The following is a 14,830-nucleotide window of genomic DNA, read 5'->3' as shown; positions in this document are numbered from 1 at the left end:
AAGATTCTGGGGAAAATCCTGGTCCAGAGCGGATTTCTGTAGCGAAACCCTGGAAATTCGTGATTCTATACGGGGCATGGATCTCGATCCTTCGACCCTGCCGAATGATATCGCTGCGCTGAAGGCGATCATTCTGGGCGACCGTGCTCGGCGGTCCGATACCGCAGCGTATATCGCGCATCTGAAGCTGCAGATCGAGAAGCTCAAGCGTGCGCTCTACGGCCCCAAGGCGGAACGCACGGCGCGGCTGCTTGATCAGATGGAACTGGAACTCGAAGATCTCGAGACCACCGCGACCGAGGACGAACTCCGCGCCGAGCAGGTGGCCGCGAAGGCCAAAACCACGACTGTCGCCGGCTTCACTCGCAACCGCCCATCACGCCAACCCTTCCCCGAACACCTGCCACGCGAGCGGGTTGTGCTGCCAGGTCCGACCCAGTGCGCCTGCTGCGGTGGATCGCGGCTCGCCAAGCTCGGGGAGACGGTGACCGAGACACTGGAATCCATCCCCCGCCAATACAAGGTGATCCAGCATGTGCGGGAGAAATTCACCTGCCGCGATTGTGAGAAGATCAGCCAGGAACCAGCACCCTTCCACACCATTCCACGCGCTTTTGCCGGTCCCGGCCTGCTCGCGATGATCGCCTACGATAAATTCGGCCAGCATCAGCCGCTGAACCGTCAATCTGAACGGTTCGCACTGGAAGGCATCCACCTCAGCGTCTCGACCCTGGCCGATCTGATTGGTGCTACCTGCGTGGCGCTGGAGCCGGTGTTCAAGCACATCGAGACGATGGTGTTCGCGGGTGCGCGCCTGCATGGCGACGACACCACCGTGCCGGTGATGGCACGAGGGCAGACCGATACGGCGCGCGTGTGGGTTTATGTGCGTGATGATCGGCCGTTCGGCGGATCGGGTTCCCCCAGCGCGGTGTTCTACTATTCACGTGACCGCGCCGGCGTTCATCCGCAAACCCATCTCGCCGGATACCGCGGCATATTCCAGGCCGATGCCTATGGCGGCTACAACAAGCTCTACGAGTTGAACCGATCTCCTGGACCGATCATCGAGGCGGCGTGCTGGTCGCACGCCCGACGAAAATTCTTCGAGCTGGCCGATATCGCGCGGAACGCGAAGCGCAAGGCCCAGGGTAAGACCCCCGCCTTCGTGGCGCCGATGGCCTTGGCCGCGGTGCAGCGCATCGACGCGCTGTTCGAGATCGAGCGGGAGATCAACGGTCAGTCACCCGCTGAACGCCTGGCGGTGCGCCAGCAACTCGGCGCCCCGCTCGTCGCTGAACTCGAGATCTGGATGCGCGCCGAGCGCGCCAAACTCTCACGCCACAACGATGTGGCGAAGGCGATCGACTATATGCTGAACCGTTGGTCATCATTTACCCGGTTCCTGACCGACGGGCGGATTTGTCTCAGCAATAACGCGGCCGAACGTGCCCTACGCACCCTTGCTCTGGGCAGAAAATCCTGGCTATTCGCCGGCTCCGATCGCGGTGGTCAAAGGGCCGCCATGTTGTACAGCCTGATCACGACGGCAAAGATGAACAACGTCGACCCACAGGCATGGCTCGCCGACATCCTCGCGCGCATCGCCAGTCATCCAGTCGCCAGCATCGAGAAATTGATGCCATGGAACTGGACACCGCAATCCTGGGCCCTGGCCGCCTGATCGTGCAGACCAATAAAATCCACCACGTCTTCACGATTGACCGTGTCGCCAGGGACCTCGGCGAGGATGAGGAGTGGCTCGCGGACATCGCCAATGAGATGGAACCCGAAGACGGCCTGATCTGGGTTTACAACCTCAGCGACGGCGGCGTCATAGCCTTCACCGACTTTGGTATCGAAAATCTGCGCGAGCTCATCCTGATCCACCGAGATAGAGCCAAATAGACTCGTCCGCGGCTCTGACCGGATGGGTACGGATCCAGTCGCATCCGGCGAGTTTGAGGAACATCGCGCGATCCAGACCACGTGCGGTCCGATAATCGATATCTTCGACGGTGGCCGCCTGGCGCAGCTTGGCCACGCGGGCCAGCCGCTCAAAACGCTTCTGCCGCCGCAGCGTTGTCTCGTGATCGAGCAGCAACGCCAGCCACGCGGCATGATCGAGGCTGGCGGTCTCGGGATGCGCCCCAAGATCCTTGAATCCCTTGGCCATGCCATGCAGGCCAAGGTCGTGCAGTTGATCGAGGGTCGGATGGGTCAGCATGGTTGGTCCTTTTAATGAAAATAGCCGGAACCACGGAGATTGCCGTGGGTAATGACCGCCTGGGGCTCGCCCGCCGCGGCGGTTGAACGATCGAGCTTGTTGGCGACGATCGAGGCGAGACTTTTGTAGGTGAACGCACCGATCGCGACGGCGCGGTCGGCTACGGCCTCAGCGCGGGCGGGTTCGAGGTCCTTGAACAATCGGAGAATGCCGAGATAGGTCCGGAACCCCTGTTCGGGATGCGGCCGGCTGGCGAGGATGGCGGTGATCAGCCCTTCGGTATGCGGGCCGATGGAGGCGCCCCAGCGGCGGAACCGCTCCGGCGTCCATTCGGCGTAGCGCCGGTGGGCACTCGGCATGTGCTCGATATCGGTGCCATGCTTGCGGCCGCCGTAGCGACGCTGGTGAACCGCAATGCGCTTGCCGTGGTGGAATATCTCAATGCCGCGTTCGGTCGCGCGGGTATCGACCTGCTGGCGGATCAGTTCATGCGGCACCGAGTAGAAAAACCCGCAGACCTCGACGTGATAATCCAGCGCGACCCGTGCCAGACCCCATTCGGCGAATTCATAGTCGGATGCCGGCAACGCCGCGAGCGCGGGCCGCTCGATCGTCTCGAAGAGATGCCGGCGGCTGACGCCGATCCGGCGCATGACATAGTCGTTGATCCGATCGACCATGCCGGCGATCGCCTGGTTGGCCTCGGCCAGCGAGAAGAACGTCTGCCGGCGCAGACGCCCCAGGATATAGGTTTGAGCAAAGCGTACCCCGGATTCCACCTTCGCTTTATCGCGGGGCCGGAACGGACGCGCAGGGAGCACACCGACCCCGTAATGTGACGCCATGCGCCCGTAGCTGAGGTTGATCTCGGGATCGTAGAACGATGGCTTGTTGACGCCGGACTTCAGATTATCCGGCACTATCAGCCGCGGAACACCGCCAAATGCGCGGAACATGCGGACATGCGCGCCAATCCAGTCCGGCAGCGTCTGGGTCCAACTCGCCTCCGCATAGGTGAAGCTCGATGCGCCGAGCACGCCGACGAAGATCTCCGCCTGTCGAACTTCGCCACTCGCCCGATCGACAATGCCAATCCGCTTGCCGGAATAATCGACGAAGACCTTGTCGCCAGCACGATGATCCTGGCGCATGACCGGTGACAGGCGGGCCTCGAATTCCCTGAACAGTTCGCAGAACCGCGAATATCCGTAACCGTCCGGGTGCTGGTCACGGTACTCCTCCCAAAGCACCTGCAGATTCATCCCAGGCCGCTTCAGTTCGCAGACCAGTTCGTCCCAGGCCGGCTCGGCACGGCGCCGAACCCCCTGCTTGTAGCCACTGCGGGCAAACAGCCGCTCTTCGATCGCCGCATCGGTCAGCTCGGCCGGCACCGGCCACGCCAACCCCGCCTCCTGTGCCCGCTTCAGGTTATCCTGGATCGTACTGCGCGCCACACCGAGCATCCGCCCGATCTCCCGCGCGCTGATGCCGTCCCCGGCAAGCCGCAACATCTGTCGTATCTGCCGCATCGTCAGCTCTCTCCTGGCCGGCATCCAATCCTCCACGTGGTTGATCACGAGAAGGCAGATGCCCGAGTCGCTGACCCAGCCAAATAACGCTCAAAACCTCAGTCAGGTGGCCGGAATGAAATCGGAATGCCGGCCGGCTTCAAATCGGAACGGTGGCCGGCTTCACCTCGGAATACCTGGCCGGCTTCAATCGGAATCCGCAGCTGCCCATCGGCATCATCCTGAGCCCCGGCGAGGCTCACGACAGCACAGCTTATGCCGACCTGATGGAAGAGCGCGACAGTGATCCCGGCATCCTGCTCGCTGATCGGGGATATGACAGCGACGCGATCAGGCAGGACGCACGCGACCGCGGGACAATCCCCGAAATCCCGACCAAGAGAAACCGCCGCATCCAGCATTCCGTCGACCGCCCTCTCTACACACTCCGCAATCGTATCGAGCGTTGCTTCAACAAACTCAAGAACAGCCGCCGGATCGCCACAAGATACGATCAAACCGCCAGCAGCTTCCTCGGTTTCACTCTCCTCGCCTCAATCCGCCTCTGGTTCAGGTTTGTCCACGCCTCCTAATACCAAATCCTGTGGGGAGTGACTCACGATAGTGCTTCCGCGACGCGGGGACGCTGTGAAACTGGTGTTCCTTGAGAGGTTCACCATGCCGCGAGCTTACGGACAATCGGCGCAAATCCGCCTACGGCGAGAAGCTCGGCTCCGCATAAAAATAGGCTAGGTTGACGCCAAGTGTCTGTGCCATTTGGCTCAGTTCCTCTGGCCCAATATGCTGACTGCCGATCTCGTAAGCGGCGATCCTTGCGTCCGGCAAACGCAATGCCGTGGCGAGTTGCTTACTGGTCAGTCCAAGTTCCGTGCGCCGCGCCTTGATCTGCCCGCCGATATGGGCGTCGAGCGGCGCAGCCCTTAACAAATAGATATTGCTTCCCTGTCTTATTCTAACTCCCATATCCTCAACCTCGTTTTTCATACCATTGATGCATTGCGGGCGGCTGGCCGTGAAATCTGGCAGATCCGGCCGCTCGCTGAACAGGTTCGGAAACTACGTATGCGACGAGATGGCGTGCAACTTCGTCACGTCACTGCGTCGTCGTAGAATGCGTGGTTTGAGTAGTCGTAGTACCGGGCGTGCCCGGCATCGGCGGCATCGGCGCCGGCGCGGTCGTCGAGGTGCTCGTGCGTTCCGTCGTTGTCGTCGCGGTTTCGGTCGAACCGTACCCGCAACTGGCGAGCGTCAGGGCGGCGCCGATCATCCACGTTGCAAGCACGGCGCGTGCCGCGATCTTGTTTGGGCTCATGATATTCTCCAGTTCATTTCGTTGTCGAGTAGGACGAAGTGGTGTCCGTCGTCGTGGTCGATTGCGGTGGCGGCACCACCGTGGTGGTTTTGGTGGATTCGCTGACCGCCCCGTCTTCGTTGCCATAGGTTGTCTCCCGCGATTCCGACGTATTCCCCGCCGCATCGACGCTTCGGTTGGTCTCGGTCGTGCTCAGCGTGCCGCTCGGCGGCGCCATGACCGGCGCCGGAACCGTCTCGTCGGTCGGTGGTGACACCGAGGTAGATGTCGTTGTCGATGATGTCGTCTGTGCGTTCGCGCCGGCGGTGGCAAAGGCGAGGCCGGCGCCGATTGCGGTCATGAATAGAATGCGTTTCATCGATTTTCTCCTGGTTTCAAGCTGTGTAAGTGGCGTGGAGGCCGCGCGTGGCGCACCGCTCCGGGATCGGGCGACCCTGTCAGCCGCGTGACAGATTGATCGTGTTCGGGCTAGTCAGACCACCGACCGCGGCGCCAACGCCGCCGCCGATCAGCGCGCCGCCACCCGGCCCGATGCCGGTCACCGACCCGATAACCGCACCCGTCCCGGCACCGATCGCGGCGCCGGACAAGGCCCGGCCTCCTGGCGAGGTGCCGCAGCCACCAAGTGTGGGGGCGGCTCCGATGGAAACGGCGAGCCAGTCCGCTCTGCGCGATTTCATGGGAAAGCTCCTGATGGCGCCGCGGCGGCCAGACGGGTCGCTCTGCGAGCCCCTGTGTCATTCGCGGCGATGGGGATTTCCCTGAAGCGCGTGCGGCAGGGAAATTCCGCTGCTCAATAGAATAGGAACTTGCATGAGGATCGGGCAGGATCGGAATCTACCCTATGCGAAATGTTCGTCCGGCATCGGCTGCGCCGCATGGATTCGTTGTCATGATCAGCGAAGTTCTCTATCGTAGACGAAATGGAACCGGGAAAGACGCAACCTGAACAGGATTAACCGGGAAAGGAGTATCGGCATGACGAAACCGTCGCCGCCCGGCAACCTCACCGACACGTGGCACCAGACGTGTCTGAGATAACCGCGCCAAGCGGCTTTCTGGCCGTCGGCATCGGTGCGTCCGCGGGCGGCCTCGATGCGTGCCGCAAGCTTCTCGAGGCGATACCCGATCGTTCCGGGATGGCTTTCATTATCGTCCAGCATCTCGACCCGCCCCATCCGAGCATGATGGCCGAGTTGCTTTCGGTCCACACCGGTATGACGGTGCGCGAGGCGGAGGACGGATTATCGGTCGAGCCCGAAACCGTCTATCTCAACCGCCCGGCGTGTATCTGGCGGTCGATAACGGCGTGCTGAAACTGTCGCCGCCCCCGGCCCGACATGGGGCGCGCCTGCCGTTCGATTTTCTGCTGCCCTCGCTGGCCGCCTTCTACGGGCAGCGAGCGGCGGCGATCGTGCTGTCGGGCACCGGTGCGGATGGCAGCATCGGAATCCGGGCGATCCGCGAGCACGCCGGACTCATCATCGCCCAGCATCCGGACGACGCGGCGTATGATGGCATGCCGGCCAGCGCGATCGCAACCGGGATGGTGGACGCGGTGCTGCCGCTGGCCGAGATTCCCGCCCGCGACCAGAAGAGCAGAGCCAGCTCCGCCTTGCCGTCCCGGGCACGAACCCGGGGCCGCTCGATCACGACCTTGCCGCCATTGAAGCCGATCGGTCCCCGGATCCTGCCCCATCGATGCCCAACCTTGCCAGCCTAACGGCCATGATGCGGCCTGCACAGCGCCGCCGCGTCCTGCTCCATCATCACGGTCAATGTCGCCACCCCCGCGCTGAGGCAGAACCGTTCAAAGCTCGCCCCAACAGCCTCCCAGGCATCTTTGACAATTCCAGGCAGCGTCGCCGCTGCGCATCTGCTATCTCTCTTCATGGCGTTGCCTTTCCTCAGTGGATCACACACCCCGAGCCTAGCGGCTCAAGGCAGGCAACGCCGCTCCCCCTAATTCAACATTCCGCGGGACATCCCCGTTGTCCGCCGCCGCCATCGCCAGCCGCGCCAATGCCGGCAGCGAGCGGGCGCCGGTGCGCTGCATGACCTTGGCACGGTGGTTTTCTACCGTCCGCTGGCTGATCCCGAGATCGGCGGCTATGTTTTTGTTCGGCTGCCCGGCGAGCACCCGCTCCATGATCTCGCGCTGGCGCCGCGTCAGCCCCTTGATGTGGCTGCTCGCGGTGGCGCGCCAGGCGCTGCGCGCATTCTGATCGCGGGCGTGTTCGAGGGCGCGCGCGACTGCGGCCAAGAGATGGGTGCGGCTGATCGGTTTCTCGATGAAATCCTCCGCTCCCGCCTTCATCGCTTGCACCGCCATGGCGACGTCGCTGTGGCCGGTGATGACGATCGCCGGCAGCGGGGCGGCGATTTCGCGCAGCCGCTGCAAAACCGCGAGCCCGCTCATGCCCGGCAGATAGGCGTCCAGCAGCAGGCAGGTCTCGCGGTAGGGGCGATAGGCGGCGAGGAACGCCTCGCCGGAGGCGTAATCCTCCACCGCCCGGCCATCCGCTTCCAGCACCGCGCGGATCTCGTTGCAGATGTGATTATCGTCGTCGACGACGTAGATGACCACCGTATCCGGCGCCACCGTCGATCGCGGCGCCGGCGCCGGCACGTCGGGCGCCGTCGGCAGCAGGCGTTGGATCGCCCGAATCAATTGCGGCACCTTCACCGGCTTGTAGAGCAGCAGACACTCCGCGCGGGCGACGTCACGCATGGCGCCGAGCGAGATGTCGCCGGTCAGGAGGATCGCCGGGATATGCCGGCCCCACGCCTCGCAGAGCGCCGCCGTCAGGCGCAGCCCGTCCATCGCGCCGGGCAGGTTGTAATCGGCGATGATCAGGTCCGGCCGCACGCCGCCACGCCGCACCAGGTCGAGCGCCGCGCCGCCACCGGCGGTGCGCGCCACGCGATGCCCGGCGCCCTCGAGTAAAAGGGTCAGCAGGTCACTCACTTCGGGATCGTCCTCGACCACCAGGATGGTGCCGAGACGGGGAAGGATATCGCCGGCGCTCTCGGCATCGTCGTCGGCGACCGCTGCCGCCGCGCCCGGCTTCGGCGCCAGCGCGACCTCGATCGCGAACATCGACCAGCGGCCCATGCGCGAGCGCACTGATACCCGATGCCCGAGCAAGTTCCCGAGCCGGCGCACGATCGCAAGGCCGAGGCCAAGCCCGCGGCTACGTTCGCGCGCCGGATTGCCGAGCTGGTGATACTCCTCGAAAATCCCGTTCAGTTCGGTGTCAGGAATGCCGATGCCGGTATCCCAGATCTCGATGCGGAGCGTCCTGCCATGGCGGCGGCAGCCAAGCAGAAGCCGGCCTTGCTCGGTGTATTTCACGGCGTTGGAGAGCAGGTTGCGGATCATTTGGCCCAACAGGCGGGCGTCGGTTGCGATCGTCGCGCCACAGCGCACGACGCGCAGCGCAAGCCCACGCGCCTCGGTATGATAGAGGAACTCCTCCTGCAAAGGCGCGAAGATCTCATCTACCGGCACGGCGACGATCTCCGGCTGCACCGCCCCGACCTCGAGCTGGTTGATGTCCAACAGCGTGTTCAGCATGCCGGCCATGGCGCCGAGGGTTTCATCGAGACGCGCAACCAGCGCCCGCGCCCGCTCGCCCTGCACCGTCTGCGCGAGCAACCCCTGCACCAGCGTGATCGACTGTAGCGGCTGGCGCAGATCGTGGCTGGCAGCGGCGAGGAAGCGCGATTTCGTGACATTGGCGAGCTCCGCCTGCTGGCGGGCGCTTTGCGAGATCTCCGTGGTTCGTTTGCGCTCGGTGATATCGGTAAAGGTGAGGACGACACCATCGATCGCATCGTCCTCGCCGCGATAGGGCAGGATGCGGCGGACGAACCAGGTGCCGGCATCGGTCTCCACCTCGCGCTCGATCGCCGCCGCCCCGCTCAGCACCGCGCGCGCATCCGCAGCCAGCGCGCGATCGACTGCAAGCGATGTCAGATCGCGCAGCGGACGGCCGACATCGCCCGGAATGATGTTGAACAGCGCGCGCGTGGCAGGTGTAAAAAAGCGGATGTTCAGCGCGCGGTCGAGAAACAAGGTCGCAACGTCGGTGCTGTAGAGGATGTTCTGCAGGTCGTTGGACGTGGTCCGCTGCCGCTCCAGCGTCTCCTGCAACTGGGTATTGAGCGCGGTCAGCTCCTCGTTCAGCGATTGCAACTCCTCCTTCGAGGTCAACAGCTCCTCGTTGGTGGATTGGAATTCCTCGTTGATCGAGAGCGCCTCCTCATGGGCGATGCGCTGGTCTTCGCCGGAGATTTCGAGATTGCGGATGGCGCCTTGCAGTTCCGCGCCTGTCGCGGCGAGTTCTTGTTCGAGTTCGGCGATCCGTTGGCTCTCGCCCGGCGTCGCCGCGCGGCCAGGAGGGTTTTCCGGCGCCGGCTCGTCGAGGAAGCAGAGCAGCAACAAGGCCTCCCTCTCGCTTTGCAGCGGATGGACGGCGATCGAGAAGCGGCCACCCCCATCCCCGGGAGCGCCACGCCCGCCGGCGACGACGACACGCGCGCCGCTCGTTGTCGCTTCATGCACCGCAGCTCGAATCCGGATGCGCAGACCCGGACGCGCCATGGCGAGCAGGTCATGGGTGGGCGCGCCAGGGGCCACGCGCAGATAGCGGTCGATCGGCCCGAGCGCGTAACGCTGCTCGTAGCCATGGGTGATCAAAACCGCCGCCGGGGCATAGGTTTCAAGCACCACCCGCCGGCAGAGTTCGCCATAGGCGGCATCGCGCGAGGGCGGCTGGCCTGGCCCCGACCGCGCTAGCAGCCGGGTGCCGTCGGCGGTGGCCAGAATCGCGCCGAGTTCCCCCGCCCGCGCGCGGCCGACATGGCTATAGATACGCTCGGATTTGGCGATGACCTCGAAATTCCCTTCCATGCTGCCCACCGTCTCCGAACTGCCGAGCAGCAGGATGCCGCGTTCGACGAGCGCGAAATGGAACAGCGAGAGCACTTTCGTCTGGGCATCGGGCATCAGATAGATCAACAGGTTACGGCACGATATCATGTCGAGCCGGGAGAAGGGCGGATCGGCCAGCACGTCTTGGATGGTGAACACCACCACCGCGCGCAGTTCCGGCGAAACGCGATAGCCCTGTTCCTCGCGCACGAAAAAACGCGACAGCCGCGCCGGCGAGACGTTCTTGGCGATCGCCTCCGGATAGACCCCCTCGCGTGCCGTGGCGACGGCCTCGGGGTCGACGTCCGAGGCGAAAACCTGGAGCCTGATATTGAGTTTGGCGGCGGTGATCGCTTCACGAAACAGCATCACCAGGGAGTAGGTTTCTTCGCCGGTGCTGCAGCCGGCTACCCAGAGACGGATCGGCTGATCAGACCCGCGGCCGTGGAGCAGGCCTGGGATGACCTGGGCGGCCAGCACGTCGAACACCCGCGGATCACGAAAAAACCTGGTGACGTTGATGAGCAGATCCTTGATCAGAAGATCGCGCTCGCGCTGGTCGGTGCGGAGGATTTCGAGGTAGTCTTCGACGTCATCGGCGGCGAGCGCGGCCATCGCCATGCGCCGCTCAATGCGGCGTTGCAGGGTTCCGGGCTTGTAATGGGTGAAATCGTGCTCGGTCTGGCCGCGCAGGAACCCGATCACGCGCGCCAGGTGATCGGGCGCCAGGTGATCAAACGCCGACGCGGGCGGCGGCGCCTCCGGGCCGTGGGTCGGCGCCGCCCGTTGGGGGCTGAGCGCCGAGGAGATTTCCTCCACCACCAGCACGCGATCGACGAGACCGGTCGCGATCGCGCTCCGCGGCATCCCGTCATAGCTCGCCTCGGTGGGATCCTGGGCGAGAACCATGCCGCCATGCTGCTTCACCGCCTTGAGACCGAGACAGCCATCGGCCCCGGTCCCTGAGAGGATCACGCAAATCCCGCGCTGACCATAAGCGAGCGCAAGCGTGGTGAGGAGATGATCGAACGGCAGACGGGCGCCGTGGCGCGCTTCCGGTTGCGAGATATGGAGCGCGCCGGCGGCGACAGAGAGATAGCGCCCGGGGGGAATGACGTAGAGATGATCAGGCACGATCGGCATGCCCTCGCTCGCCTGCACGACGGCCATGGTGGTGGCGCTGGAAAGCAGATCGACCAACATGCTTTCATGGTTGGGATCGAGATGCTGGACCAGGATGAACGCCAAGCCGGTGTCGGCCGGCAAGGCATGCAAAAGCCGCCGACAGGCCTCGAGCCCGCCCGCCGAGGCGCCGATCGCCACCACCGGGAAATCGTCCCGATCTTTCTCGACGCCCATCGCCGCCCGTGAACGCGCCGTAGGTTGCGCGCGCGTAGCACCGGCGTCTGGCGATTTTGCATGACGCATGAGCGTTACCTTCCAACTGGGCGCGAAGTGGCAGAGCCAGACCCCATTGTCCATCGCCTCCGGTCACACTGATGAGCGTTGGCCCGGCGCCGCGCGATGTCAACCAAAAAGGCGCATGCAAACCGCCTGAGCGGGTTTGGGTACTCTCCGAGTCTGGCCTTCACGCGCCGCGCGCCTAGGGTTGCAGGGATGGTGGTCGATCTCGACACCTTCGTTTCAACCCCTGAGCCATTCCGCGATGGGGTAGGCGGGATCGCAGCCGTTTCCATCACGTGGGCCGGACAGAGGGGAAGAAAGCGATGGCGGTCGTGAGGCGGAGCAGGCTTTGGGCGATCACTGCCGGACGCTGGAGCGCCACTGAGCGGCGGGGACGCGATCTCATCGCCGGCAGTGCATTGCTGGTGTTGACGCTGCCGGTCACGGTGGTCGCGGCGGGGCTGATCAAACTCGATTCGCCAGGCCCGGTTTTCTATCGTCAGACCCGGGTCGGGCAGCATGGCAAAATTTTCACCCTGCTCAAATTCCACAGTATGCGGGTCGATGCCGAGCGCGACGGTCCACGCTGGGCCAGCGTCGGCGACCCGCGGGTGACGCGGGTGGGCAGGTTTTTGCGCCTGACGCGCATTGACGAATTGCCGCAGCTCCTCAATGTCCTGCGCGGCGACATGAGCCTGATCGGGCCCCGGCCCGAGCGGCCGCATTTCGTCGACCAGCTCGCCGAGGTCGTTCCGAACTATCAGAGCCGGCACGAAATCCCACCGGGGATCACCGGTTGGGCGCAGGTCAATTATCCTTATGGTGCCTCGGTTGAAGACGCGCGTCACAAGCTGAGTTATGACCTCTATTATCTCCGACATCGCAGCCGCGGGTTGGATTTTCGGATCCTGTTGCGCACGGTACGAGTGGTGTTGTTCGGAATCGGCGCGCGTTGACCGCGCGCGGTCTCTGATCGCGTTCCGTCAACGTGTACAGACGCACGAGTGGGATTTCCTCACATTCCGGCCTCACCGGAAAGACTCGGAATCTACCCAAAGCCGGATGATTGACCGACCATGGCATCCTGGCTGAGTAAAAGCCGATCCTCGCGCACTCGCGGCGGGGGCCTATATGGAGATAGTTGGCCGCGAACTTCGATTCCGGCTGGCATGACTAGAAATGACAGATTTAGAAACAAGGAAATACACCATGCCCTCCATGAGCCACACGAAGGCGGCCGAAGCCCATGAATCCGCCGCCAAGACCGCCCGCATGGCCGCCGAAGCACATCAGAAAGGCGACCACAAGACCGGCCTCGAACACGCCGACAAGGCAATGACGCTCTCCACCACGGCGCATGAGGCGTCCAAGGCGGCCAGCGCCAAAAGCAAGAGCGCCCACTAATCGCTAGTCCAACGCCACTGGGCTCGATGATAGGGTCGATCAGCATAGCTTTGTGCGAACCAAAGAGCGATAACTAACGCTCTGACACTGATTGGTTATCAGTAATACGAGCGCGCTGTCGTCAGGCGGGCGCGCTAATCGACTGCGCCAGGGCACGGCTCGGTTCCACGCATGGAGTCGGGACGTTGCCCTGGCGAGCCTTGGCGCCGAGACCAGCCTTCAAGAACAAGAGCTATCGCCAGCAGCCGCCTCGAAACTTTCGCATCCGTCGCACGAGCCGCCCGCTCACGCAGCGCCATAGCCGACAAGTCCAAACGCGGTATCGCTACCGTCACCGCAAACCTCATCCAAGGAAGCCCACTCATACCCCGCCCAAGATGGCGTCGCGGTTTGTGTGGAAATTGCCTTTGGCGGCGTCTCCGGTTTGGGGAGCATGACGAGGTCAGGCGACGAGATCAAGAGGCATTGAGGCGGGTGGCTCTCCGAGGCTCTGCCACCCGTCGACTTTGCGCATGGTGATCTGCCCGGATGCGAGCAATGACCAGAACAACATGGCCGCGGTCTCGGCGGAGGGGAGGACGGTCTGGGTTTTGATCCGGCGCTTGAACTCCTCGTGCAGACGTTCGATCGCATTCGTAACCGGTATGAGATGATCGGTGCCGATGTTCCTTCCTTGATCTTCGAATCGAGGTGTATGCTGCGAGCATCCGGGACAGAGGCACCGGGAGCACGAAGGTGCGGGCAGGCCGTCGCGTACGATGAGCTTCGAGCTCGGGTTAGTAGCTGGCCGCCTCTGCGACTCGCCCGGTTGCGCTGAGAGCGCGGATCCGTAGTTGTCGTGTCGCCCGGCCGCTCCCGTCGTCATTGGCAACGATAGGAGGTTGCATGCGCCGCGTGATTGGCATCGACATCCACCGAACCTTCGGCGAGGTGGTGATATGGGAGAACGGCGTGCTTCGGCACGCCGGGCGGGTCGACATGACCCGCACAGGACTGGAAGGCTTCGGCAAGCGGCTTCAGGCGACAGATGAGGTGGTCATCGAAGCGACAGGCAACTGCATGGCGGTTTCGCGCGTGCTGTCACCTTTCGTGGCGCGGGTCATCATCGCCAATCCGTTGCAGGTGAAGGCGATCGCCCATGCGCATGTGAAGACCGACAAGGTCGATGCGGGCACCTTGGCGAGCCTGCATGCAGCCGGATTCCTGCTGGAGATCTGGACACCGGACCCGGCAACCGAGCGCATGCGCCGCCTGGTGGCGCGGCGCTATCAGGTTGTTCGACATCGGACGCGGATCAAGAACGAGGTACACGCCATCCTGCACGCCCACCTGATCCCGAGATGTCCACATTCTGATCTATTCAACGCCCGCGGCCGAGCTTGGCTGGGTCGCCAGCCGGTGCCGGACGATGAGCGCGCCGCCATTGAACGGCACGTTCGGGAGCTTGATCGTCTGGCGGAAGATCTAGAGGAACTTGATCGAGAGGTTGCGAAAGGAGCGCTGGACGATCCTGCCGTGAAGCGGCTCCTGACGATCACTGGCGTCAACTTGGTGGTGGCTACGGGCCTGATGGCGGCGATTGGTGACATCCGCCGCTTCAAGAGCCCGCAGAAGCTGGTGAGCTATTTCGGGCTGAACCCCCGCGTGCGCCAGTCTGGCCTTGGGGCCGCACATCACGGCCGGATCAGCAAGGTCGGGCGTAGCCAAGGCAGCCGGGTGGCCGGCCCCAAACTCAATGGGCGCCTCGCCAAAATCGGCAAATAGACCATACAGATCGTCAAGCGCTCCGACACCGCTAGCGGGTTCGAACTCCTGCCACGACGCTGGGTAGTGGAAAGAACCTTCGCCTGGCTCGGCAGATGCCGGCGCCTCGCAAAGGATTTCGAGGCTACCGTTACCAGCGCCACCGCATGGCTATTCCTCGCCCATATCCGCCTGCTCACACGGAAAATCGCCCGTCATCGATAGCCATACTACCATTTACTCACCAGTCGGTAATTAAGACGACATTTTGCTAG

Annotated in this window: 15 protein-coding genes and 3 pseudogenes; 9 read left to right on the top strand and 9 right to left on the bottom strand. The window is 63.6% G+C overall.

The features are described from left to right. The first annotated feature begins 76 nt into the window (after positions 1 to 76). Both tnpC and ACIDOCELLA78_RS81470 read left to right on the top strand, forming a co-directional pair. Positions 77 to 1,684, top strand: coding sequence for an IS66 family transposase (gene tnpC / locus ACIDOCELLA78_RS81475; RefSeq protein ID WP_201727518.1), 1,608 nt, complete (start codon positions 77 to 79; stop codon positions 1,682 to 1,684). Then, a complete protein-coding gene (locus tag ACIDOCELLA78_RS81470) occupies positions 1,645 to 1,908 on the top strand; it encodes a hypothetical protein (RefSeq protein ID WP_249674923.1) in 264 nt (87 codons plus the stop codon). The genes tnpC and ACIDOCELLA78_RS81470 overlap by 40 nt, the downstream gene beginning before the upstream one ends. Here the strand turns inward: ACIDOCELLA78_RS81470 and ACIDOCELLA78_RS81465 are convergent. Continuing rightward, positions 1,877 to 2,227 carry an ATP-binding protein gene (locus ACIDOCELLA78_RS81465; RefSeq protein ID WP_249674919.1) on the bottom strand — a complete coding sequence of 117 codons (351 nt, stop codon included), beginning with the start codon at positions 2,225 to 2,227 and terminating at the stop codon, positions 1,877 to 1,879. The genes ACIDOCELLA78_RS81470 and ACIDOCELLA78_RS81465 overlap by 32 nt on opposite strands. 11 nt (positions 2,228 to 2,238) lie before the next feature. After that, positions 2,239 to 3,780: an IS21 family transposase gene (gene istA, locus ACIDOCELLA78_RS81460; RefSeq protein WP_201727517.1), complete on the bottom strand. Its 1,542-nt coding sequence runs from the start codon at positions 3,778 to 3,780 to the stop codon at positions 2,239 to 2,241. A 128-nt stretch (positions 3,781 to 3,908) separates the two neighbouring features. Here istA and ACIDOCELLA78_RS81455 point away from each other — a divergent pair, with 128 nt between their 5' ends. After that, complete coding sequence (locus ACIDOCELLA78_RS81455; RefSeq protein WP_201727516.1) at positions 3,909 to 4,328, top strand: IS5 family transposase; 420 nt, start codon at positions 3,909 to 3,911, stop codon at positions 4,326 to 4,328. Between the two features lie 121 nt (positions 4,329 to 4,449). Here ACIDOCELLA78_RS81455 and ACIDOCELLA78_RS81450 read toward each other — a convergent pair whose 3' ends face one another. The 5 genes from ACIDOCELLA78_RS81450 to ACIDOCELLA78_RS81430 all read right to left on the bottom strand — a co-directional run bounded on the left by ACIDOCELLA78_RS81450 (position 4,450) and on the right by ACIDOCELLA78_RS81430 (position 6,246). Then, a complete protein-coding gene (locus ACIDOCELLA78_RS81450; RefSeq protein WP_201727515.1) occupies positions 4,450 to 4,740 on the bottom strand; it encodes a helix-turn-helix transcriptional regulator in 291 nt (96 codons plus the stop codon). A 109-nt stretch (positions 4,741 to 4,849) separates the two neighbouring features. After that, the gene (locus ACIDOCELLA78_RS81445; RefSeq protein ID WP_201727514.1) at positions 4,850 to 5,068 is read right to left on the bottom strand and encodes a hypothetical protein; all 219 of its coding nucleotides are present in this window, start codon (positions 5,066 to 5,068) and stop codon (positions 4,850 to 4,852) included. Between the two features lie 13 nt (positions 5,069 to 5,081). Next, a complete protein-coding gene (locus ACIDOCELLA78_RS81440; RefSeq protein WP_201727513.1) occupies positions 5,082 to 5,426 on the bottom strand; it encodes a hypothetical protein in 345 nt (114 codons plus the stop codon). Positions 5,427 to 5,505: 79 nt separating this feature from the next. Further along, a complete protein-coding gene (locus tag ACIDOCELLA78_RS81435; RefSeq protein ID WP_201727512.1) occupies positions 5,506 to 5,748 on the bottom strand; it encodes a YMGG-like glycine zipper-containing protein in 243 nt (80 codons plus the stop codon). A 216-nt stretch (positions 5,749 to 5,964) separates the two neighbouring features. Beyond that, the gene (locus ACIDOCELLA78_RS81430) at positions 5,965 to 6,246 is read right to left on the bottom strand and encodes a hypothetical protein (RefSeq protein ID WP_249675001.1); all 282 of its coding nucleotides are present in this window, start codon (positions 6,244 to 6,246) and stop codon (positions 5,965 to 5,967) included. Between ACIDOCELLA78_RS81430 and ACIDOCELLA78_RS81425 the strand changes: the two genes are divergently transcribed. Together ACIDOCELLA78_RS81425 and ACIDOCELLA78_RS81420 are read left to right on the top strand one after the other, a co-directional pair. Beyond that, positions 6,127 to 6,384: a chemotaxis protein CheB gene (locus ACIDOCELLA78_RS81425; protein WP_249674964.1), complete on the top strand. Its 258-nt coding sequence runs from the start codon at positions 6,127 to 6,129 to the stop codon at positions 6,382 to 6,384. The two genes, ACIDOCELLA78_RS81430 and ACIDOCELLA78_RS81425, sit on opposite strands and share 120 nt — an antisense overlap. Further along, positions 6,354 to 6,791 carry a chemotaxis protein CheB gene (locus tag ACIDOCELLA78_RS81420; RefSeq protein WP_249674917.1) on the top strand — a complete coding sequence of 146 codons (438 nt, stop codon included), beginning with the start codon at positions 6,354 to 6,356 and terminating at the stop codon, positions 6,789 to 6,791. Before ACIDOCELLA78_RS81425 ends, ACIDOCELLA78_RS81420 begins: the two co-directional genes overlap by 31 nt. Before the next feature lie 207 nt (positions 6,792 to 6,998). Here the strand turns inward: ACIDOCELLA78_RS81420 and ACIDOCELLA78_RS81415 are convergent, their stop codons facing one another. Continuing rightward, entirely contained in the window at positions 6,999 to 11,363 is a 4,365-nt protein-coding gene (locus tag ACIDOCELLA78_RS81415; RefSeq protein WP_201727511.1) for a chemotaxis protein CheB, read from the bottom strand. A gap of 368 nt (positions 11,364 to 11,731) precedes the next feature. Here ACIDOCELLA78_RS81415 and ACIDOCELLA78_RS81410 point away from each other — a divergent pair, with 368 nt between their 5' ends. Together ACIDOCELLA78_RS81410 and ACIDOCELLA78_RS81405 are read left to right on the top strand one after the other, a co-directional pair. Further along, positions 11,732 to 12,364, top strand: coding sequence for a sugar transferase (locus ACIDOCELLA78_RS81410; RefSeq protein ID WP_201727510.1), 633 nt, complete (start codon positions 11,732 to 11,734; stop codon positions 12,362 to 12,364). A gap of 253 nt (positions 12,365 to 12,617) precedes the next feature. Beyond that, on the top strand, positions 12,618 to 12,812 hold the full coding sequence (locus tag ACIDOCELLA78_RS81405) for a hypothetical protein (protein WP_201727509.1): 195 nt from the start codon (positions 12,618 to 12,620) through the stop codon (positions 12,810 to 12,812). Between the two features lie 442 nt (positions 12,813 to 13,254). Here the strand turns inward: ACIDOCELLA78_RS81405 and ACIDOCELLA78_RS81400 are convergent. Beyond that, positions 13,255 to 13,449 (bottom strand): annotated as a pseudogene (locus ACIDOCELLA78_RS81400) (IS256 family transposase); the annotation flags it as partial. A gap of 248 nt (positions 13,450 to 13,697) precedes the next feature. Here ACIDOCELLA78_RS81400 and ACIDOCELLA78_RS81395 point away from each other — a divergent pair. Together ACIDOCELLA78_RS81395 and ACIDOCELLA78_RS81390 are read left to right on the top strand one after the other, a co-directional pair. Further along, a pseudogene (locus ACIDOCELLA78_RS81395) lies at positions 13,698 to 14,507 on the top strand (IS110 family transposase); the annotation flags it as partial. Positions 14,508 to 14,531: 24 nt separating this feature from the next. Then, positions 14,532 to 14,780: pseudogene (locus ACIDOCELLA78_RS81390) on the top strand (transposase); the annotation flags it as partial. Positions 14,781 to 14,830 lie beyond the last annotated feature (50 nt).

This window comes from Acidocella sp. C78 (assembly GCF_907164655.1).
Note: the sequence above shows the minus strand (reverse complement) of the source record. Positions and strands in the feature narration are given on the sequence as shown.

Bases quoted from the DNA above. Each gene is read 5' to 3' on its own strand.
- tnpC (WP_201727518.1), top strand. From the start codon at position 77: ATGGATCTCGATCCTTCGACCCTGCCGAATGATATCGCTGCGCTGAAG.
- ACIDOCELLA78_RS81470 (WP_249674923.1), top strand. From the start codon at position 1,645: ATGGAACTGGACACCGCAATCCTGGGCCCTGGCCGCCTGATCGTGCAG.
- ACIDOCELLA78_RS81465 (WP_249674919.1), bottom strand. From the start codon at position 2,227: ATGCTGACCCATCCGACCCTCGATCAACTGCACGACCTTGGCCTGCAT.
- istA (WP_201727517.1), bottom strand. From the start codon at position 3,780: ATGCCGGCCAGGAGAGAGCTGACGATGCGGCAGATACGACAGATGTTG.
- ACIDOCELLA78_RS81450 (WP_201727515.1), bottom strand. From the start codon at position 4,740: ATGAAAAACGAGGTTGAGGATATGGGAGTTAGAATAAGACAGGGAAGC.
- ACIDOCELLA78_RS81445 (WP_201727514.1), bottom strand. From the start codon at position 5,068: ATGAGCCCAAACAAGATCGCGGCACGCGCCGTGCTTGCAACGTGGATG.
- ACIDOCELLA78_RS81440 (WP_201727513.1), bottom strand. From the start codon at position 5,426: ATGAAACGCATTCTATTCATGACCGCAATCGGCGCCGGCCTCGCCTTT.
- ACIDOCELLA78_RS81435 (WP_201727512.1), bottom strand. From the start codon at position 5,748: ATGAAATCGCGCAGAGCGGACTGGCTCGCCGTTTCCATCGGAGCCGCC.
- ACIDOCELLA78_RS81430 (WP_249675001.1), bottom strand. From the start codon at position 6,246: ATGGGGCGGGTCGAGATGCTGGACGATAATGAAAGCCATCCCGGAACG.
- ACIDOCELLA78_RS81415 (WP_201727511.1), bottom strand. From the start codon at position 11,363: ATGGGCGTCGAGAAAGATCGGGACGATTTCCCGGTGGTGGCGATCGGC.
- ACIDOCELLA78_RS81410 (WP_201727510.1), top strand. From the start codon at position 11,732: ATGGCGGTCGTGAGGCGGAGCAGGCTTTGGGCGATCACTGCCGGACGC.
- ACIDOCELLA78_RS81405 (WP_201727509.1), top strand. From the start codon at position 12,618: ATGCCCTCCATGAGCCACACGAAGGCGGCCGAAGCCCATGAATCCGCC.